The sequence below is a fragment of the Streptomyces sp. NPDC058052 genome, from assembly GCF_042885515.1.
In the GTDB taxonomy this organism is placed as follows: Bacteria; Actinomycetota; Actinomycetes; order Streptomycetales; family Streptomycetaceae; genus Streptomyces.
This window is the reverse complement of sequence record NZ_JBHVRX010000030.1, coordinates 57,420-76,776: the sequence shown is the minus strand read 5'-3', so window position 1 is coordinate 76,776 and position 19,357 is coordinate 57,420. Positions and strand designations below refer to the sequence as shown.

Here is a 19,357-nt window from a genome sequence, read left to right as displayed (position 1 = left end):
CGTGGGGGGAAAGTCCACGGGGGAACCATGAGGAGGTCCTGTCGATGACCGGCACCACCACGCCGTACGGGGCGGGTGCCGCACCGGCGCCGGGGAGCGGCCACGCCGTCTCCCCCCGGGTGATCGGGCTGGTACTGGCCCTGGTCGCCGCCCTGTACGTCGTCGCGCCCGCCATGAACGCGGCCGTGGCCCCCCTCGTCCACACCGACCTCGGCGTCACCGCCGAGGACAACGCCGTCGCCCGGATCACCGGCGCCTGCCTGGCCATCGGCGTCCTCGCGGCGACCGGCCGCGCCGGCGACCTCAAGGGCCGGCGGACCGTCCTCACCGCCTCGCTCGCGGCGCTCTGCCTCGGCTCCCTCGTCCTCGCCGGCTCCTTCGACCCCGCCACCTACGTGCTCGGCCGGATCCTGGTGGCCACCGCCCTGGCCGCCGTCTTCGTCTCCTGCCTCGCCTTCATGACCACCGTCTCCATGCCCGGCCGCATCCGCCGGATCATGGGCGGCTGGCTCGCCGCCATGTCCGCCGGCTTCGTGCTCGCCGTCAACCTCGCCCCGCACGCGGCGGCGCTCACCGGCTGGCGCGTCACCGCCGGCCTCATGGCCGCCGCGGCCGGCACCGCCCTCGTGCTCGTCCGCCGGCTGCTCCCCGAGGCCGTTCCGCTCTCCCGCGAGGCGCTGCCCGACCCCGTCCGCACCGTCTGCCAGGTCCTGTGCGCGGTCGCGCTGGCCGCCGCGCTCCAGCTCGCCCCGCTCTGGGGCTGGCAGGACGTCCGCGTCGGCGTCCTGCTCACCACCGCCGTGCTCGCCTGCGCCGCCGCCCGGGCCCGCGCCCTGCGCCGTACCCCCGAGCGCCCCCGGCCCGAGCACGTGCCCGGCACCGTGTGGACCGGGGCGCTCGTCGCCGGGCTCGCCCTCGGCTTCACCCAGGTCGTCCTCACCATGGCCGTGCCGACGCTCGTCTCCGCCGTCGGCCTCTCCACCGCCACCGCCGCCCTGGTGCTCTCCGCCTTCGGCGCCGGCGGCGCGGCCGCCTGCCTGCTGATCCGGTACCGGGCCGTGTCCCCGCTGGCCGGCGCCTCCCTCGGGCTGCCGCTCGCCGCCCTCGGCCTCGCCCTGCTGCACGCCCTCGTCGACCACGCCACCCACGCCCTCGTGGGCGGCATCGCGGTCGTGACCCTCGTGGGCTTCGGCACCATGCTGGCCGCCGCCCCGCAGATGGCCCGCTTCCTCGCCGCCGTCCCCCGCCCCCACCTGGGCGTGAACGCGGCCCTGCTGCCCTGCGCGATCCTCGTCGGCACCGCCGCCGCCCAGGCCCTCCCCTACACCTCCGCCCTCGGCCCCCTGCCGCTGCCGGCCGAGGCCCGCGAGTTGCTCTGGGTCGGCACCGTCGTGGTCGCCGTCGCCGCGCTCGCCCTCGGCCGGCCCGTCGTCGCCCTCGCCGTGGCCGCCGCCTCGGTCCTCCAGTACGTGATGGTGGACGCCGACACCAGCCAGCCCATGAGCGTGATCGTCGCCCTCGCCGCCGGCGCGGCCGCCGGTGCGGTCGCCTGGGCGCGCCGCGAGCAGACCGAGCGGCTGACCCGGACGCGGGAGACCGCCACCGCCCTCCAGTGCGCCGTGCTGCACCCCATCCCGGACCGGCTGGGCGGCCTCCGTCTCGCCGGCCTGTACCGCCCGGCGACCGCGGGCACCGCCATCGGCGGCGACTTCCTCGAAGCCCTCGACACCCCCTACGGCACCCGCATCCTCATCGGCGACGTGCGCGGCAAGGGCCTCCAGGCCGTCCAGACCGTCACCGACCTGCTGGGCTGCTTCCGCAGCCAGGCCCACGAGACCGAGGACCTGGGCGAGGTCGCCGCCTGTCTGGACCGGCAGGTCCGGCGGGCCGCCACCGCCCGCGGCGACGAGGAGCTCTTCGCCACCGCCCTCCTCCTCCAGCACACCGGCGGGTCCCCGGACCTCCACGCCGTGAACTGCGGCCACCTCGCCCCGCTGGAGGTCGCCCCGGAGCGCACCCGCGAGCTGCACGTGCCCGCCGTCCTGCCGCTGGGCTTCGGCGTGCTCGGCGCGGCCGGAGCCGTACGGCCCCACCGGCTCGCCCTGGCCCCCGGAGCCACCCTGCTCACCCACACCGACGGCCTCAGCGAGGCGCGGAACTCCACCGGCGAGTTCTACCCCCTCGCCGAGCGGCTCGCCGCCGTACGCCCCGGCACCCCCGACGACCTCGTCCGTCACCTCGACGACGACGTCCGCGACTGGACCCACCACCTCGCCGACGACATCGCGGTCATCGCCCTCGGCGCCCGCTGACGGCCGGTTCCCGGGATGCGGGGCGCGGGGTGCTGCCGTTGACTGGGGCCGACGATCGCGCGAGAGCCGAGGGAGACCACGACATGACCGGACGCTGGGTACGCGGCGCCGCCGGCGGCCTGCTGGCGGGAGCCGTCCTGATGGGCACGGCGGCCTGCTCCGACGACGGCGACAACCCCGTGTCGGGGGCGGTCAGCGAGGCCGCCTCCGCGGTCGCCTCCGCCGCCGAGGGGGTCTCCGAGGCCGCCTCCGAGGCCGCCGAGAAGGCCGAACAGCAGATGTCGGAGATCAAGGACGGCGTCGACGCCAAGGACGAGGTGGAGCTCGGCGCCCCCGCCACCGACGCCGACGGCCGCACCACCGTCCCGGTCACGGTCGACAACACCGACGACAAGACCCGGTCCTTCGCGGTCCAGGTGCAGTTCAAGGACGGCGACGGCACGCTCGTGGACACCGTCGTCGTCACCATCTCCGACGTGCCCGCCGGCAAACCGGGCGACGGCACCGCCCGCAGCACCCACAAGCTCTCCGGCTCCGTGACCCCCTCGGTCGCCACCGCCCTGCGCTACTGACCCCGGCGGAACGCGCCGCGCCGGAAAACCGGTACCGTCCGGGCCGCCGGGCGCCCAGACTCCTGTCATGACCGACATGGACGCCTTCCGGGCCGAGGCCGCCGCCTGGGCGGCCGGCGGACCCGGCGACACCGCGCGCGAGCTCGCCGCACTCCTGCCCGTCCGCACCGTGGTGCTCGTGGAGGGACGCAGCGACGTGGCCGCGGTCGAGGCGCTCGCCGCGCGGCGGGACCGCGACCTCGCCGCCGAGGGCGTCTGCGTACTGTCCATGAACGGCGCCACCAACGCCGCCCGCCATGCCCGCCTCCTCGGCCCGCCCGGCCTCGGCCTGCGCCTCACCGGCCTCTGCGACGACGCCGAACGCGCCCACTACGCCCGCGGCCTGGAGGCCGCCGGGGCGGATCCCGGCGCCTTCTTCGTCTGCGTCGCCGACCTGGAGGACGAGCTGATCCGCGCCCTCGGCGTGGACCGGGTCGGAGAACTGGTCGAGTCCGAGGGCGAGGGGCGCGCCCTGCGCACCTTCCTGAACCAGCCCGCGCAGCGCGACCGGAGCCCCCTGCTGCGGATGCGCCGCTTCCTCGGCACGACGTCGGGACGGAAGATCCGCTACGGACGCGTCCTCGTCGAGGGCCTCGGCCCCGGCCGCGTCCCGGCCCCGCTGGACGACCTGCTGGCCTCCCTCTGAGCGGGGCCGCTCACGGGGTGACGATCGGGAAGTCCTGCCGCGGCGCGTCGAGGACGCCGAGGAGCCGGGGCAGCAGACCGCGGTCGCCGGTCATGGCGATCCCGTCGGTGCCCTGACCGGCGAGGAGCCGCAGCAGCTGGGGCCTCGTACATCCGGGCCCGCTGGGCCAGCAGCGCCGCCGCCTTGCGGGCCGTCCCCCACTCCGGCGGCACCGGCTCCGCGTGGGCCCGCCACCGCTCCGCCTGCCTCCGCGCGGCGGCCACGTAGAGCGCCTCGCGGTCCGCGAAGTGCACGAAGACCGTCCGCTCGGACACCCCGGCCCGCTCCGCGATCGCCTTCCGCGTCGGCTCCCGCCCGCTCTCGGCCACCAGCTGGAGCAGCGCGTCGACCAGCGCCGCGTACGTCCACTCCGGGTCCCGTCTCCGGCGTCGCGCCGGTCCCCCCGCACCCTCGCCGCTCCCGGCCGCCGTGTCGCTCACGGGCTCATGGTGACAGAGTGCCGGGATGCCGGAGCGTCAGTCCGGGGGCATCAGGGCGTCGAGGGCGCGGTCGAGCGCGGCGAGCAGGGACGGCGCCTCGCCGGGGGCGTAGAGCATGCGCAGGGCGAGACCGTCGGAGACGGCGATGAGGGCGTCGGCGGTCGGTTCAGGGAGCGGGCCGCCGAGGGATCCGAGCCGGCGGGCCAGCGCGTCGCGCAGCTCCCGGTCGACCCGCCGGCGGACCTCGGCCAGCCGGGGATGGTGGGCCGCGTGCACCGCGAAGGCCAGCTGGGCGGCGGTCTCGGCGCGCCGCTCCTCGTCCAGCGGCAGGGTGGTGAGGATCAGCTCGCGCAGCGCCCGCCGCGGCGGCAGGGAGGGGTCGATCGCCCCCATCCGGTGCTCGATCCGCTCGCCGGCGAGCTCGGAGGCGAACAGGAGCAGGTCCTCCTTGCTGCGGAAGTACTTCTGGACCGCGCCCGGGGAGCGGCCGCTCGCCGCCGCCACCGTGCGCACGCTCACCTGGTCGAGCCCCTCCTCCCCGGCCAGGCGCAGCAGGGCGGCGCCGATCTGCCGGCGTTGTTCCGACCGGTCGACGGTCCTGGGCATCGGCACGCTCCGCGTTTTAGGATACGGTCGTATCTTAACGAATGGGGGAACACATGGACCAGCAGCCCGACCGATCCGCCGACCCGCTGCGGAAGCGGGACACCGCCCCGGCCGTGCGCGTCTCCGACCAGGAGCGCGACGCCGCCGTCGACATCCTCGCCGCCGCCCTGACCGAAGGGCGGCTGGAGCCGCACGAACACGCCGAGCGCGTCGGCGCCGCCCTGAGCGCCCGCACCGCCGCCGAACTCGCCGCCCTCACCGCCGACCTGCCCGCCCCCCGGCCCAGCCCCGAGGAGCGCAAGCGCAAGGAGCTGGCCGACTGGTACGCCGAATGGCGCCACTGGCTCGGCGGCCTGCTGGTCATGTCGGTGATCTGGGGCGTCAACTGCCTGCGCCACGAGGAACTGGACTTCTACTGGCCGGTGACCCCGCTCGCCATCTGGGGAGCGGTCATCCTGGCCGCCGCGCTCCGCCCAGGAGGCGGGAAGGACGACGACACCCGCTGACACGCCCGGGAGGACGCGTCGAGCCCCCGTCTTCGGGGTAAACAGAGACCGAACGCCTCCTCTCCCGAACGGACTTGTGTGCGTTGAGCATGCCACTCGGATCCCGTGTGCCAGGCAGGACCTGGACGATTCGCCTCACCGGCCACCACGACCACTCGGCGCGGGTCAGCTGCACCACCGCGGGCTGCCGCATGCCCGACCGCTCCAAGGACGTGCGCGCCCTGCGCGCCTTCGCCGCCGAGCACGTACGGGCCCACGCCCGGCTGGCGACCCCCCGCCCGAACGCCTCGTGCGCCTGCGGGGGCGCCGGCTGCCGTCACCACCAGGCCCGGGCCCTGTGCTCCGGCCGGACCCTCCTCGTCCTCATCCACAACCCGGCCGTCGGCGAGGTCTGGACGCTCGCCGAGATCTGCGAGGCGTGCGCCCCGCTGATCACCCACGCCCGGATCGTGGCGCGCGCGGCGAGCCCCGCCGAGACCCGCGGACCGGAGCGGGTGCCCGAGCCGCGGACCGCCGCCCCGGCCGCCGCCTCCGGCCCGCCCGTCCCGGTGCTGTTCTCCTCGCCGGAGGCCGCCGGCGGAGCCACCGACTCCGGCGGCCCGCGCCAGGGCCGCCGCCCCCGCCGCGGCGGACGGGGGAACCGTACGGGTGGCGGACGGTACTGAACGCGGCGGGGGAGCGCCCCCCGCCGGGCCACACGCCGCCCCGCCCGGGCCCCGGAGCCCCCGGGCCCGCCCCACCCGGCCCGCCCCGCCGGGTCACGCGCCGGTGTGCCCCTGCCGGGGGACGAACGCCGGGCGCAGGGACGGGTCGACCGGGTCGTAGTAGCGGTGGAAGACCGGTGTGGCCGCGCCGGACAGGGGCGGGACGATCCAGCTCCAGTCGGCCGGTGTCGGCCGGCCGTGCCGCCGCTCCCGCGCGATGTGCTTCAGGAAGCGCTCGGACTCGGTGTGGTGGTCCGCCATCGTCACCCCGGCCTCCTGGAAGGAGTGCAGGACCGCCACGTTCAGCTCCACCAGCGCCCGGTCCCGCCACAGCGTCCGCTCCGAGGAGCGGTCCAGGCCCAGCTTCTCCGCGACCAGCGGCAGCAGGTCGTACCGGTCCGCGTCGGCCAGGTTCCGGGCGCCTATCTCGGTGCCCATGTACCAGCCGTTGAACGGCGCCGCCGGATACCGCACCCCGCCGATCTCCAGCACCATGTCGCTGATGGCCGGCACCGCGTACCAGCGCAGCCCGAGCCCGGCGAACCACGCGTGCTCCGGATGGCGCAGCGCCACCTCCTGCACCGCGCCGTCCGGCAGCTCGTACCACTCCGGGCGGGCGCCGGGCCGCTCCCGCACCATCAGCGGCAGCACCTGGAAGGGCTCCTCCTCCCGCTTCCAGCCCAGCTCGCGGGCGAGGGCCGTGACCGCCGCCGCGCGCGGATCCCCGATCCACCGGCCGGCGGGGGCGCGGTGGCCCGCGTACCGCACCAGCTGGTCGTTGACGATCCGGGGGGCCGGGCGGCCGGGCCGGTCCGGGGCGAAGACGGTGAGGACCGGGCGGATCCGCCCGCCGTTGCCCGCCGCGCGCAGGTGCTCGGCACAGGCGGCGGCGATCCCGTCGGCGGACGACACCCCGCGCAGGTCCCGCACGACGAGGCTGCTCCAGTAGAGCCGCCCGATGCAGCGCGCCGCGTTGCGCCAGGCGACCCGGGCGCCGAAGGCCAGCTCCTCGGGCGTGTGCTCGTAGGTGCCGGTACGGGCGATCTCGGCCCGCACCGCGCGGACCCGGGCGTCCGCGTCCCCGGCGCCCGGGGACTCCTCGTGGAACTGCCGTACGAACTCCTCCGCCTGCCGCCGGTCCACCCGGTCCGGCTCGCGCGCGGCGGCCGGGGGCGGCACGGGGACGGAGGCCGCGGCGGCGGCCGAGTAGGGGCATGCGGCGCCGGCGGGAGCGGACGCGCGGCGACGGATCAGACTGAAGACCAAGGTGTTTCCTCCCTGGCCCCATGACTACCGTACGGATTCGTCCGACTGTGGAGAGTGTTCGAACTTCGCCGGGAAGGACGGTCCGTCCTGGTATGGTGCCCGGCCCGCGCGCCCTCAGAGGACGGTCAGCACGTCCTCGCGCACCCGCTCCAGGACGAGCCCGCCGTCGAGCCGCACCCGTGCCGTGCCGACCGGCCGCCGGTTCCGGTACGCCTGCCACGCCGGCTCCAGGGCGCGCACCCGCTCCTCGGCGCGTTCCCGGCTCGCCGGCGGCATCTGCGCGCCGAACGACTCCAGAAGCGAAACGAGGCGCTCGTACTCCGCCGCCTCCGGGTCCGGCCCGGCCTCCTCCGGCGCGTCGACCCGCTCGACGACCCCCTCCGTGCCCTCCCCGAGCAGCAGCGCCCCGGCCACCGCCGCCGGCTCCTCGGCCGGATCGCCGGCCAGCGTGACCGTCCCGGCCACCCTCAGATCGGCCGCAAGGCGTACCCGCCGGCCCCGTGTGAGCGTCATCCGGCCTTCTTAGCACGGCGGGGATCCGCCGCCGGCGGCGGCGGGATCCGGAAGTACCGCCTAGGCGGGGACGGCGGCGGCCCGCTGCCGGGACGGGACGCCCCCGACCGGCGGCGAGGGCCTGTCCCTGACCACGAGAAGGGCCGTGGTGTCGTCGTCCAGGCCATGGGCGCCGAACCGGTCCAGATCCGCCCTGAGCAGCTCCGGGATCCGGTCGGCGGGCTCGGCAGCCCAGGCGCGCAGCCGGCGCTCCAGCGGGTAGAAGGCGCCGCTCGCGTCGCGGGTCTCGGAGACGCCGTCGGTGAACATCAGCAGCCGGTCGCCGGGCCCGAAGGGGACCTCCTCCACGGTGAACGGGGCGTCGACCGGCACCGGCAGATGGACCGGGACCGAGGGCGCGGAGAACTCGACCGTCTCCACGGCCCCGCCGCGCTGCACCACCGGCGCCGGGTGGCCGCAGCTGAGCAGCCGGATCACCGGGCGGTCGTCGGGGATCTCCGCCAGCAGCACCGTCGAGAAGCGGTCGGCCGCCTCCGACTCCGGGGCCCGTTCCGCGTACCGGGCCATGCTCGCCTCCAGGCGCTGGGCGATCGCGGGCAGGTCCGGAGCCGTGTAGGCGGCCTCGCGGAAGGAGCCGAGGAGCAGCGAGGCGGCCTCCACCGCCGGCAGGCCCTTGCCCTGGACGTCGCCGAGCATGATCCGGACGCCGTCCCGGACCTGGAGCGCCTTGTAGAAGTCCCCTCCGACGTGCGCGCCGGCGGCGGACGCCTCGTACAGCAGCCGGAGGTCGACGGTGCCGATGCGGGGCGGCAGCGGGCGCAGGACGGCCGTCTGGGCGGCCTCCGCGACCGCGCTGATCTGGCGCAGCTCGGCCTCCCGGCGCTGCCGGGCGTGGCTGGAGGCGGCCGCGGCGAGCACGACGACGGCGAGCACCACCTCGTTCGCGAGGAGCGCGGGGTACGGGTCCGCGCCGCGCACGGCCGAGAGGCCCGCCGTCGCCGCCATCGCGAGCGCGCCCACCGCGGCGGTGCCGCGGGCGCTCCAGGTGGCCGCGGCGAGCGCCGGGGCGGCGATCAGGAATCGGTCGAAACGTTCGTCCGGCGGAGTGAGGACGTCGGCCAGGGAGGTGAGCACGATCACCAGGAAGGGCAGCGCCCGCCCGAGCAGGTAGCGCAGCTCCGCCCGGCGGGCGGGGCCGGAGGGGGCGGCATCCGGGCCGGGGGCCCGCCGCGCGGTGGCGCTCGGATCCGCAGGCATGACTCTCCTTCGTCGGACTCGTCGGGTTCCCGCCGGAGGCGGGTCGCAACGGCCTTCGTCGGCAAGGATGCCCGGCGGCGGGGGCCGTCGGGCAGGGCCGGACGTCACCCGCGGCAGGGACGTCCGTCCCTGCCCGGGAGGAGAAGCCTCGGGTCCGCCTAGGACGGCAGGTTCTGCTCGGCCCAGACGACCTTGCCGCCGGAGGTGCGGCAGGAGCCCCAGCGGCGGCACAGCATGTTGACGAGCTGGAGGCCGCGGCCGCCCTCGTCGCTGAGGTCGGCGTGCTGGATCTGCGGCAGGTCGGGGCCGGTGTCCGAGACCTCGACGACCAGCCGCTCGCCGCGCAGCAGCCGCAGCTCGCCCGGCCCGTTGCCGTACCGCAGGGCGTTGCCCACCAGTTCCGAGACGACCAGCTCGCACACGTCGGCGAGGTCGTCCAGGCCCCACTCGGCGAGCTGGCCGGTGACCAGCCGCCGGGCCTCCGACGCGGCCCTGCCGTCGCCGGACAGCGGCCACACCCGCAGCCCGGTCTCGGCGCCGAGCGGCACGGCCCGCGCCGTCAGGAGCACCGCCTCGTCGGAGCGGCCCGGTCCCGCCGGGGCCGCCGTGATCAGCCCGCCCCCCTCCAGGGCCGAGGGCGGCAGCGCGAGCGCCGCCGTGCGGAGCCGGTCGAGCTGCTTCTCCAGGTCGGCGCCGCGCGCCTTCACCAGGCCGTCGGTGTACAGCACGAGCGCGCCGCCCTCCGGCACGGTCACCGTCACGGGGTCGTACGGGATCACCCCGGCGCCCAGCGGGGCCCCGGCCGGCAGCGCGACGAACTCGGCCCCGCCCCGTCCGTCGAGCAGCAGCGGCGGCAGCAGGCCGGCGCCGGCCAGGGTGCAGCGGGAGTCCGCCGGGTCGTAGACGGCGCAGAGGAAGGTGGCGACCTGGTCGTCCTCCAGGTCGCGGGTGGCGAGGTCGAGCCGGGCGAGGACCCGTTCGGGTGCCATGTCCAGCGTCATCAGGGTCCGGGCGACGGCCCGGAGCCGGCCCATGGTGGTGGCGGCGGGCAGGCCCTGGCCCATCACGTCGCCCGCCATCAGGGCGGTCCGTCCGCCGGGCAGGGACATGACGTCGTACCAGTCGCCGCCGACCGCGTGACGGACGGCCGAGGGCGTGTACTCGGCGCGCACCCGCAGCCCCGGGGTGACCGGGGTGGCGCGGGGCAGCAGGCTGCGCTGGAGCGAGACGACGTGCTCGCGCTCCCGGCCGTAGAGGCGCGCGTTGTCGATGAAGACGGCGGCGCGGGACGCCAGCTGTTCGGCGAGGGCCAGGTCGGTGGGGGAGAAGGGCGGGCTGCCGGGGCCGCGGACGAAGTCGGCGCTGCCGAGCAGCAGCCCGCGGGCGATCAGCGGCACCGCGAGATAGCTGTGCACGCCCAGGGCGCGCATCGCCGCCGCGCCGCTCGCGGTGGGCGCCACGCGGTCGAAGTCCTCGTCGCGCATCCGGGCCACCAGCACCGGCTTGCCCTGGCGCAGGCAGTAGCGGTGGAGCAGCGTCTCGTGGCGCTTCTGGTCGCGGACGAAGGTCTCGCCGACCGGGGTCGCCTCCAGGGTGGACATGGTGTCGACGGCGGAGAGGGCGACCGCCCGCATCGGCGGGACGCCGCGCCCCGTCCAGCGGGAGCCCTCCTCGCCGTGCAGGACGCTCTCCATGAGGTCCACGGCGGCCCCGTCGGCGAAGGCCGGCACGGTGAAGTCGGCCAGCTCCCGGGCGGTGCGCTCCAGGTCCAGGGTGGTGCCGATGCGGGTGCTCGCGGCGTTGAGCCAGGCGAGCCGTCCCTCGGTGCCGGTCCCGTCGAGCGGAATCGCCCCGCCGGCCCGGCGGCGCCGGGCGCGGAGCGCCGCGGACCGGTACACGGTCGAGGTCCGCACGGGCGAGACCCTGCCGGTCAGGCGCCGTCCGCCGCTGCCGCCGCTCACTCTTCCGGCCTCCAGACGGGAACTCGACCAGGTGTGGTGCACAGTCTGCACCGGAACCCCGTCCGGCGCACCATCCGAACAGCAGCGGAATCGAAGCCGAACGGTAGCTCTGTCACATCCGCCGAACGGGTGAAACCTGTTCGGGGTCTTGTTCGTCCTCTCCCCCGGGAGCGCGCCGGAAGGCGCGGGGTCGCATCGGGAACGCGAGGATCGGAGGGCGCATGCGCCGGATGGGCAAGTACACCGCGCACGTGGCCGTGTTGGCGTCGGCGGTCGGCATCAGTCTGGCCGCGTGGGGGGCCACGGCGCTGGTGGGCGGGGAGGACGACGCCGCCGCACCGGGGTCCGGGGGAGCGGCCCGGCCGGGGGTGCCGGCGCAGCGGGCCGAGGAGCCGGGCCGGCCCGCGAAGCCGACGGTCCGGGTGCCGGAGGGGATCGCGCACGCGGCCGAGGCGGGCGGACGGGCCGTCAACATCACCATCGACGACGGGCCGGATCCGCGCTGGACGCCGAAGATGCTGGACATCCTGAAGGAGAACGACGTCAAGGCCGTCTTCTGCATGATCGGCCCGCAGGCGAGGCAGCACCCGGACCTGGTGCGGCGCGTGGTGGCCGAGGGGCACCGGCTCTGCGACCACACCATGACCCACGACACGACGATGGACCGCAAGCCCGTCCCGTACCAGAAGCGGCAGATCCTCGACGCGCGGAAGATGATCGAGGAGGCCGCCGGCGGGGTGGAGGTGCAGTACTACCGCGCTCCGGGCGGGGCCTTCACGCCGGACAGCCGGAAGATAGCCGCGGCCGCCGGGATGCGGCCGCTGGGGTGGAACGTGGACACCAAGGACTTCGAGCGCCCCGGCGCGGCGGCGATCGTGGCGACCGTCAAGAACGAGCTGTCCAACGGGCCGACGATCCTCTTCCACGACGGCGGCGGCGACCGCTCGCAGAGCGTCACGGCGCTGCGGGAGGTGCTGCCGTGGCTGAAGGAGCAGGGCCGTACGTTCAGCTTCCCGGTCCGCACGGCCCCGGACACCCCGTGAGGCCCGGGGCCGTACGGACCGTCAGCGCTTGACGGTGTCGTCGGTCTTGAGGTCCTCGACGGCCTCGTCGAACTCGTCCACCTGGTCGGGGCAGTAGACCTGGAGCACGATCCGCTCGGCGTCGATGGCCTTGGAGTCGGCGATGATCGGGCGGCTGCCGGGGCCGGTGGCGCCGTTCGACAGCTGATGGAGGCGGTACAGCGCCTTCTTCAGGGCGTTGCCAGGGTCCTCGCAGACCTGGCCGCCGTCGCTGCCGAGCAGCCGCTCGACGGTCTCCTGGTCGGGAGCGGGGTAGCCCGCCTCCACCAGCTCCTCGCTGAGCTGCCCGGCCCTCTGGGCGGACAGGGCGTCCCGCTTGACGGCGCTGTACCGGACGAGGCCGGTGATCAGCAGGCCGACCAGGATCACGATCGCGCCCCAGTAGATCCACTTGTGCTCGGAGGCGAAGCGGGTCGGGCTCATGCGGCGTCTCCCTCGCTCTGGGCGGCGGCCTCGGCCGTGCGCCAGCTGGGCTTGCGGAACTTCAGGAAGGCCCAGGGGATGAGCAGTCCGAGGATCAGCAGACCGCCGCCGACGATGACGATGTACGACCAGACGCTGCCGCTGCCGAACTGCGAGGGCGGGACGAAGCCGATGAACATGGCCGCGAGCGAGGCGAGCAGGCCGACCGAGCAGATCAGGCCGAGGGCGGGCGCCCGGTAGCCGCGCGGGTGGTCCGGCTTGAGCTTCCGCAGCCGCATGGCGGCGACGAACATCAGCAGGTAGACGATGAGGTAGACCTGCGTGGTGATGGTCGAGAAGATCCAGTACACGCTGGAGACGTTCGGGATCAGGGCGTAGCCGAGGGCGATGACCGAGGTCACGATGCCCTGGGTGACGAGGATGTTCTGCTGGATGCCGAACTTGTTGAGCTTCTGCAGGAACGGCGGCAGGTAGCCCTCGCTGCGGGAGATCTCCAGGAGGCCCTTGGACGGGCCGGCCAGCCAGGTCAGCATGCCGCCGAGGGAGGCGGAGATCAGCATGATGGCCGCGATCGGGGTCATCCAGCCGATGTCGAAGTAGGCGAAGAAGGCGTCGAACGCCTGCATCACGCCGGCGGTGAGGCTGAGCTGGTCCGCCGGGACGACCCAGCTGATCGCCAGGGCCGGGAGGATGAAGATCAGCAGGACCAGGCCCATCGCCAGGAACATCGACTTGGGGTACTCCTTCGCCGGGTCCTTCAGCGAGGAGACGTGCACCGCGTTCATCTCCATGCCCGAGTACGACAGGAAGTTGTTGACGATCAGCACCAGGCTCGCGAGGCCGGTCCACTGGGGGAGCAGGTGGCTGCTGTCCATCGGCGCCGCCGAGGGGTTGCCCTGGCCGAGGAAGACCATGCCGAGCACGACGAGGATCGTGCCGGGCACCAGGGTGCCGATGATCAGGCCCCAGCTGGACAGTCCGGCGAGGGCCTTGGTGCCCCGCGAGGAGACCCAGACGCCGGTCCAGTACAGGACCATGATGACGATCGCCGTGTAGACGCCGTTCGAGGCGAGCGAGGGGTCGATCACGTACGCGATCGTCGAGGCCACGAAGGCCAGCAGGCTCGGATAGTAGAAGATCGTCATCGCGAACTGGCACCACACCGCGAGGAAGCCGAGCGGCTTCGTGAGCCCCTCGGCGACCCAGCGGTAGACACCGCCGGACCAGCCCGAGGCCAGTTCGGCGGAGACCAGGGCCGTCGGCAGCAGGAAGACGATGGCGGGCACCAGGTAGAGGAAGACGCAGGCGAGTCCGTACACCGCCATCGTCGGCGCGGCGCGGAGGCTGGCCACCGAGGCGGTGGTCATGAGGGCGAGCGTCACCCAGGTGATCGTGGGCGGTGCGACCGGCCGTGCTTCGGCGCGGGGTTTCGGCAGATCGGCCGGGACGTCCATCGATGCCATGGGCCCTCCCTGGGGGATTCGACGTGTTGCGCACCAGGCTCGGCGACGGCGGGCGCGCACGCAGGGCGGGGAGGCCGTTCGGGTGACGGACGGGCCGGGAGGGGCGCGGGGAACCGGCGGCGGATGCCGGGTGCGGCCGGACGGGGGATGCTGAGCTTTCGTCACCCTGTGCGCGAGGAGGCGGCCGTGGCACGAACGGCGGGGGACCCGGAGGAGCCGGTGGCCGGTGCCGCCGGTGCGCCCGGCACCGTGGGCGTCGTCGGTGCGGAGGGCACGGGCGGCGGGGGCGACGGGAGCGGCGCGGACGACGGGGGGCCGGACGGGGTCGCCGGGTTCCTGGCCCGGCTCACCGGGCTGATGCTGCGGACCTCCGGCGAGGGCGCCGAGCTGATCGCGCGCGAGGTCGTCGCGGCCGGACGCGCGCTGGGCGCCGAGGTGTCGGTGCTGCTCGTCATGGACACCGCCACCCTGACCGTCGCCGTCCCGGACGGGCGGGCGCGCACCGTCATCGTGCACGCCGCGCCCGAGGTGGCGCGGCTGGACCGGATCGCGGCCCTGAAGCCGCTCGTCGCCGACGTGTGCGCCGGCCGCGCCGGACTGCCGGAGGCGGGCGCCCGGCTGGCACGGATCGAGGCGGCGCCGGCGCCGTACCCGTGGTGGCTGAAGCTGTGCGGGATCGTGCTCTTCGCGCTGGGCTTCGCCCCGCTGATGCAGCCCACCTGGTACGAGCTCGGCACCACCGCCGTCCTCGCGGGGCTCGCCGCGGTCCTCGCGGTGGCGTCCGACCGGGTCCCGCGGCTGGCCCGGGTGCTGCCGCTGGTCGCCTCGGTGCTGGTGTCGGTCGTCACCCTGGCGCTGTTCGCCGGCGATCCGGCGCGCGGCGGGCCGGTGCTGCTCATGCTGCCCGCGCTCTTCTTCTTCGTCCCCGGCGACTATCTGAGCGCGGCCGCCGCCGAACTCGGCGCCGGGCTCATCACGACGGGCGCGATCCGGCTCGTGTACGCGGCCTTCCTGCTGGTCCAGCTGTGCGTCGGCGTCCTGCTCGGGGTGTACGTCACCGGCACCTCCACCCGCGCGCTCTTCGACACGGCGGCCGAGGCCGACCTGCCCCGCTGGGTGCTCTTCGCCTCGTGGACGGTCTTCACCGCCGGGACGGTGCTGGCCTTCGCGATCCCGCGCCGCTTCTTCTGGACGCTGCTCGCCCTCGTCTACCTGACCGTCGGCGTGCAGTCCGGGGCCACCGCGCTGATCGGGGAGACCGGTGGGACCTTCGTGGCGGCGGTGGTGCTCGCGGTGGTGGCGACGCTGCTGTCCCGCGGGCCGGCGCGGCCGCCCCGGCTGCTGCTGGTCCTGCCCGGGTTCTTCACGCTGACGGTCGGTTCGCTCGGCATGAGGGGGCTGACCACGCTGGCCGGCGGGCACGTCGTCGACGGCTTCTCGGACCTTCTCGAACTCGTCCTCGTCGTCACCGCGATCGCGGTCGGACTGGTCCTCGGCGCCACGCTCGTACCGGATCGGAGCGGTCGGAGGGAACCCCCTGTTCGGCCAAACTGAGCTTAGGCTAACCTAAGCATCGTGCAAGCAGGTGAAGAGACCCCCACGGTCCCCCGCCCGCACGGTCACGAGCTGTCGGCCACCGCCGTCACCGTCGCCTACGACGGAGTCGACGTCGTCCACGACGCCTCCCTGACCCTGCGGCCCGGCCAGGTGACCGTCCTCGTGGGACCGAACGGCAGCGGCAAGTCCACGCTGCTCCGTACGGTCGCACGCCTCCAGCGGCCCCGCAGTGCCGAACTCGTCCTCGACGGCGACACCGACGGGCTCGCCCTGAGCCCCCGTGAGTTCGCCCGCAAGGTGGCGCTCCTGACCCAGGGCCGGCCCACCCCGGGCGGGCTCACCGTCCGTGACCTCGTCGAGTTCGGCCGCTACCCGTACCGCGGCCGCTGGGGGAAGTCCGACCCGGACGGCCCCGCCGCCGTGGAGCGGGCGCTCACGCTCACCGGAGTCGCCGAACTCGCCGACCGGGGAGCCGAGCACCTCTCCGGCGGGCAGCTCCAGCGGGTCTGGCTCGCCGGCTGCCTCGCCCAGGAGACCGGCGTCCTCCTCCTCGACGAGCCCACCACCTACCTCGACCTGCGCTACCAGGTCGAACTCCTCGACCTCATGCGCGACCTGGCGGACCACCACGGCATCGCCGTCGGCGCCGTCCTCCACGACCTCGACCAGGCCGCCGCCGTCGCCGACCGCATCGTCCTGCTCCACGCCGGACGCGTCGTCGCCGACGGCCTCCCCGAGGACGTCCTCACCGGACCCCGCCTCACCGAGACGTACGGCATCCGCATCGAGGTCGACACCGACCCCCTCACCGGCCGGCTGCGCACCCGCGCCCTCGGACGGCACCACACGCGAACCCCCGCGCGACCCGAAAGGCTCACCCCCACCCCATGAGAAAGCACCTCCTCACCGCCGCGGCCCTCACCACGGCGGCCCTCGCCCTGACCACTCTCACGGCGTGTGGCACCACCGAGCCCGCCGCCGACGCGAAGGCCGACAAGAAGGCCGAACCGATCACCCTCACCGACGACACCGGCACCGAGGTCAAGCTCGACGGCCCCGCCACCAAGGTCGTCGGCACCGAGTGGAACGTCGTCGAGCAGCTCGTCTCGCTCGGCGTCGACCCCGTCGGCGTCTCCGACGTCAAGGGCTACAAGACCTGGAACACCGCCGTCCCGCTCAAGAACGAGCCCAAGGACGTCGGCACCCGCGGCGAGCCCAGCATGGACACCATCGCCGCCCTCAAGCCCGACCTCATCCTCGCCACCTCCGACCTGCCGCCGGCCGCCGTCAAGCAGCTCCGCGCCGTCGCGCCCGTCCTGGAGGTCAAGGCCGCCGACGGCGCGAACCCGATCGGCCAGATGACGAAGAACCTCGACCTCATCGCCAGGGCCACCGGCACCACGGCCAAGGCCGACGAGCTCAAGAAGGGCTTCGAGGCGAAGCTGGAGGAGGGCAAGAAGGCCCTCGCCGACGCCGGTCTCGCGGGCGCCGAGTACGCCTTCGCCGACGGCTACCTCGTCTCCAACCAGGTCTCCATCCGCCCCTTCACCAGCGGTTCGCTGATCGGCGGCGTCAACGAGAAGCTCGGCCTGAAGAACGCCTGGACCGTCAAGGGCGACCCGGCCTACGGCCTCGGCGCCACCGACGTCGAGGGCCTCACCAAGCTCTCCGACGGCGTCCACTTCGCCTACATCGGCAACGACGGCGACCCGAGCGCCACCCCCTTCTCCGGCGTCCTCGCCAAGGACAAGGTGTGGACCTCCCTGTCCTTCGTCAAGAAGGGCAACGTCCACCGCCTCCCCGACGGCATCTGGATGTTCGGCGGCACCGAGTCGATGAACCAGTACGTCGACTCCGTCGTCACCGCGCTCACGAAGAAGTAGGACACGAGGAAACCCCGCACCATGGCCGTCACCGCGACCACCCCCGCCGCCCGTCCCCAGGCCGCAGCCACCCGCACGGGCGCGGCAGCGGTGACGGCCGCCCTGCTCCTCCTCGTCACCTGCCTCGCGCTCGTCGACATCACCCAGGGCACCGCCTCCGTCGGCGCGGCCGAGATCGTCAAGGCGATCACCGGCCACGCCGACCCCGGCGACACCTCCGTCGTCGTCGCCTCCCGGCTGCCCCGCATGGTCGCCGGCCTCCTCGTCGGCGCCGCACTCGGCATGGCAGGCGCCGCCCTCCAGGCCGTCAGCCGCAACGCCCTCGCCGCGCCCGACACCCTCGCCGTCAACTCCGGCGCCTACTTCGCGCTCGGCCTCGCCGCCGCCACCGGCGTCTCCCTGCCCTTCCTCGCCTCCTCCGGCATCGCCTTCGCCGGCGGACTCCTCGCCGCCGCCGTCGTCCTCGGCCTCTCCGGCCTCGGCTCCGGCACCGTCCGGCTCGTCCTCGCCGGCAGCGCCCTCAGCCTGGGCCTCACCGCCCTCACCGAGGGCCTGCTCCTGCTCTTCCCGCAGCAGACCGAGGGCGTCTACCACTGGAACCAGGGCAGCATCGCCCAGAACGGCTTCGACGGCGTCCTCCAGATGCTGCCGTTCGCCGTCGTCGGCCTCCTCGGACTGCTCCTCCTCGCCCGCCGCGTCGACGCCCTCGCCCTCGGCGACGAGGCCGCCCGCGGACTCGGCGTGCCGGTCCGCTCCACCCGCGTCATCGCCGTCGTGCTCGCCGCGCTCCTCGCCACCGCCGCCGTCACCCTCGCCGGGCCCGTCGGCTTCGTCGGCCTCTGCGCCCCGGCCCTCATGCGCCCGCTCGCCCGCCGCTTCCGCGGCTACGCCCGCAGCCGGGTCTTCGTCCCCGCCGCCGGACTCGCGGGCGCCGCCCTCGTCCTCGGCGCCGACGTCCTGCTGCGCGCCGTCGTCCCCGCCGACACCGCCGTCTCCGTCCCGACCGGCGTCGTCACCAGCCTCGTCGGCGCCGTCTTCGTCATCGTCATGGCCACCCGCCTGCGGGACACCGGCGACGTCGCCGTCGACCGGCTCCGCATCCGCAGCCGCACCGCCTTCCTCGCCACCACCGCCGTCCTCGTCGCCGCGCTGGCCGGCGTCACGATCGGCGGCGTGCTCCTCGGCGACGCCAAGCTCCTCCTCGGCGACGTGAGCAACTGGGTGGCCGGACAGGCCGGCCAGACGGTCTCCTTCGTCCTCGACACGAGGGTGCCCCGGGTCCTCGCCGCGCTCCTCGCGGGCGCCGCCCTCGCCCTCGCCGGCACCCTCGTCCAGGCCGTCACCCGCAACCCGCTCGCCGAGCCCGGCATCATGGGCGTCTCCGGCGGCGCCGCCCTCGGCGCCGTGCTGCTCGTCACCACCGTGCCGATGGCCGGCTCCTGGAGCGTGGCCGGCGCCGCGTTCACCGGCGCCGCGGGCGCCGCCCTGATCGTCTTCGGCTTCGCCGCCCGCGGCGGCTTCAAGCAGACCCGGCTCGTCCTCGTCGGCTTCGCCGTCCACACCGCCACCGCCGCCGTCGTCGCCCTGCTCATCATCCTCACCGACCCCTTCAACGCGACCAAGGCCCTCACCTGGCTCTCCGGCTCCACCTACGGCCGGACCCTGCCCGACGTCCTGCCGCTGGCCGTCGCCGTCGCCGTGGGCGTGGCGATCGCCCTCGCCCGCCGCACCGAACTCGACCTGGTCTCCCTCGACGAGGACACCCCCCGCCTCCTCGGCCTCCCGCTCGGCCCCGGCCGGCTCGGCTTCCTCGTCCTGAGCGTGGTCCTCAGCGCCACCGCCGTCGCCGCCGCCGGCACGATCGGCTTCGTCGGCCTGGTCGCCCCGCACGCCGCCCGCGCCCTCGTCGGCCGCCGCCACCACCGGGTGATCCCGGTCGCGGTCCTCCTCGGCGCCGTCCTCGTCGGCGCCGCCGACACCGTGGGCCGTACCGTCATCGCCCCCGCGCAGCTCGGCGCCGGCACGATGACGGCCGTCATCGGCACCCCGTACTTCCTGTACCTCCTGGTCCGCAGCCGCCGCTGACCG

The 19,357-nt window shown here is 75.0% G+C and carries 18 protein-coding genes and 1 pseudogene; 10 read left to right on the top strand and 9 right to left on the bottom strand.

Annotated elements, in window-relative coordinates:
- Positions 1-44 precede the first annotated feature (44 nt).
- The 3 genes from ACFVU3_RS31510 to ACFVU3_RS31500 all read left to right on the top strand — a co-directional run bounded on the left by ACFVU3_RS31510 (position 45) and on the right by ACFVU3_RS31500 (position 3,569).
- On the top strand, positions 45-2,312 hold the full coding sequence (locus ACFVU3_RS31510; RefSeq protein ID WP_390071581.1) for an MFS transporter: 2,268 nt from the start codon (positions 45-47) through the stop codon (positions 2,310-2,312).
- An 83-nt stretch (positions 2,313-2,395) separates the two neighbouring features.
- Positions 2,396-2,884 (top strand): hypothetical protein, encoded by a 489-nt coding sequence (locus ACFVU3_RS31505; RefSeq protein ID WP_390071580.1) that lies wholly within the window; start codon positions 2,396-2,398, stop codon positions 2,882-2,884.
- 67 nt (positions 2,885-2,951) lie between these two features.
- A complete protein-coding gene (locus ACFVU3_RS31500; RefSeq protein WP_390071578.1) occupies positions 2,952-3,569 on the top strand; it encodes a TOPRIM nucleotidyl transferase/hydrolase domain-containing protein in 618 nt (205 codons plus the stop codon).
- Positions 3,570-3,579: 10 nt separating this feature from the next.
- Here ACFVU3_RS31500 and ACFVU3_RS31495 read toward each other — a convergent pair whose 3' ends face one another.
- The 3 genes and pseudogenes from ACFVU3_RS31495 to ACFVU3_RS31485 form a co-directional block, all read right to left on the bottom strand.
- Positions 3,580-3,663, bottom strand: coding sequence for a hypothetical protein (locus ACFVU3_RS31495; RefSeq protein WP_390071633.1), 84 nt, complete (start codon positions 3,661-3,663; stop codon positions 3,580-3,582).
- 175 nt (positions 3,664-3,838) lie between these two features.
- Positions 3,839-4,048 (bottom strand): annotated as a pseudogene (locus ACFVU3_RS31490) (TetR family transcriptional regulator); the annotation flags it as partial.
- 36 nt (positions 4,049-4,084) lie between these two features.
- Positions 4,085-4,654: a TetR/AcrR family transcriptional regulator gene (locus ACFVU3_RS31485; RefSeq protein ID WP_390071632.1), complete on the bottom strand. Its 570-nt coding sequence runs from the start codon at positions 4,652-4,654 to the stop codon at positions 4,085-4,087.
- A 53-nt stretch (positions 4,655-4,707) separates the two neighbouring features.
- On the opposite strand from ACFVU3_RS31485, the gene ACFVU3_RS31480 reads away from it, so the two are divergent.
- Complete coding sequence (locus tag ACFVU3_RS31480; RefSeq protein WP_390071576.1) at positions 4,708-5,160, top strand: DUF1707 domain-containing protein; 453 nt, start codon at positions 4,708-4,710, stop codon at positions 5,158-5,160.
- Between the two features lie 107 nt (positions 5,161-5,267).
- Positions 5,268-5,825, top strand: coding sequence for a hypothetical protein (locus ACFVU3_RS31475; RefSeq protein ID WP_390071574.1), 558 nt, complete (start codon positions 5,268-5,270; stop codon positions 5,823-5,825).
- A gap of 93 nt (positions 5,826-5,918) precedes the next feature.
- Here ACFVU3_RS31475 and ACFVU3_RS31470 read toward each other — a convergent pair whose 3' ends face one another.
- From ACFVU3_RS31470 to ACFVU3_RS31455, 4 genes are all read right to left on the bottom strand, one after another.
- The gene (locus ACFVU3_RS31470) at positions 5,919-7,130 is read right to left on the bottom strand and encodes a nitric oxide synthase oxygenase (RefSeq protein ID WP_390071573.1); all 1,212 of its coding nucleotides are present in this window, start codon (positions 7,128-7,130) and stop codon (positions 5,919-5,921) included.
- 114 nt (positions 7,131-7,244) lie between these two features.
- Positions 7,245-7,643 (bottom strand): hypothetical protein, encoded by a 399-nt coding sequence (locus tag ACFVU3_RS31465; RefSeq protein WP_390071572.1) that lies wholly within the window; start codon positions 7,641-7,643, stop codon positions 7,245-7,247.
- A 60-nt stretch (positions 7,644-7,703) separates the two neighbouring features.
- A complete protein-coding gene (locus tag ACFVU3_RS31460; RefSeq protein WP_390071571.1) occupies positions 7,704-8,900 on the bottom strand; it encodes a PP2C family protein-serine/threonine phosphatase in 1,197 nt (398 codons plus the stop codon).
- A gap of 158 nt (positions 8,901-9,058) precedes the next feature.
- Entirely contained in the window at positions 9,059-10,861 is a 1,803-nt protein-coding gene (locus tag ACFVU3_RS31455; protein WP_390071630.1) for a SpoIIE family protein phosphatase, read from the bottom strand.
- Between the two features lie 221 nt (positions 10,862-11,082).
- On the opposite strand from ACFVU3_RS31455, the gene ACFVU3_RS31450 reads away from it, so the two are divergent.
- Positions 11,083-11,904: a polysaccharide deacetylase family protein gene (locus tag ACFVU3_RS31450; RefSeq protein ID WP_390071570.1), complete on the top strand. Its 822-nt coding sequence runs from the start codon at positions 11,083-11,085 to the stop codon at positions 11,902-11,904.
- Positions 11,905-11,925: 21 nt separating this feature from the next.
- Here the strand turns inward: ACFVU3_RS31450 and ACFVU3_RS31445 are convergent, their stop codons facing one another.
- Together ACFVU3_RS31445 and ACFVU3_RS31440 are read right to left on the bottom strand one after the other, a co-directional pair.
- Positions 11,926-12,366, bottom strand: a complete 441-nt coding sequence (locus tag ACFVU3_RS31445) for a hypothetical protein (protein WP_390071569.1) — start codon at positions 12,364-12,366, stop codon at positions 11,926-11,928.
- Positions 12,363-13,829, bottom strand: coding sequence for an APC family permease (locus ACFVU3_RS31440; protein WP_390071568.1), 1,467 nt, complete (start codon positions 13,827-13,829; stop codon positions 12,363-12,365). The genes ACFVU3_RS31445 and ACFVU3_RS31440 overlap by 4 nt, the downstream gene beginning before the upstream one ends.
- A gap of 186 nt (positions 13,830-14,015) precedes the next feature.
- On the opposite strand from ACFVU3_RS31440, the gene ACFVU3_RS31435 reads away from it, so the two are divergent.
- From ACFVU3_RS31435 to ACFVU3_RS31420, 4 genes are read left to right on the top strand one after another with little or no spacing between them, the layout of a single operon-like run.
- On the top strand, positions 14,016-15,383 hold the full coding sequence (locus tag ACFVU3_RS31435; RefSeq protein WP_390071567.1) for a threonine/serine exporter family protein: 1,368 nt from the start codon (positions 14,016-14,018) through the stop codon (positions 15,381-15,383).
- A 21-nt stretch (positions 15,384-15,404) separates the two neighbouring features.
- Positions 15,405-16,277 carry an ABC transporter ATP-binding protein gene (locus ACFVU3_RS31430; RefSeq protein ID WP_390071565.1) on the top strand — a complete coding sequence of 291 codons (873 nt, stop codon included), beginning with the start codon at positions 15,405-15,407 and terminating at the stop codon, positions 16,275-16,277.
- A complete protein-coding gene (locus ACFVU3_RS31425) occupies positions 16,274-17,269 on the top strand; it encodes an iron-siderophore ABC transporter substrate-binding protein (protein ID WP_390071563.1) in 996 nt (331 codons plus the stop codon). The genes ACFVU3_RS31430 and ACFVU3_RS31425 overlap by 4 nt, the downstream gene beginning before the upstream one ends.
- 21 nt (positions 17,270-17,290) lie before the next feature.
- Positions 17,291-19,354, top strand: coding sequence for an iron ABC transporter permease (locus ACFVU3_RS31420; RefSeq protein ID WP_390071561.1), 2,064 nt, complete (start codon positions 17,291-17,293; stop codon positions 19,352-19,354).
- The last annotated feature ends 3 nt before the right edge of the window (positions 19,355-19,357 follow it).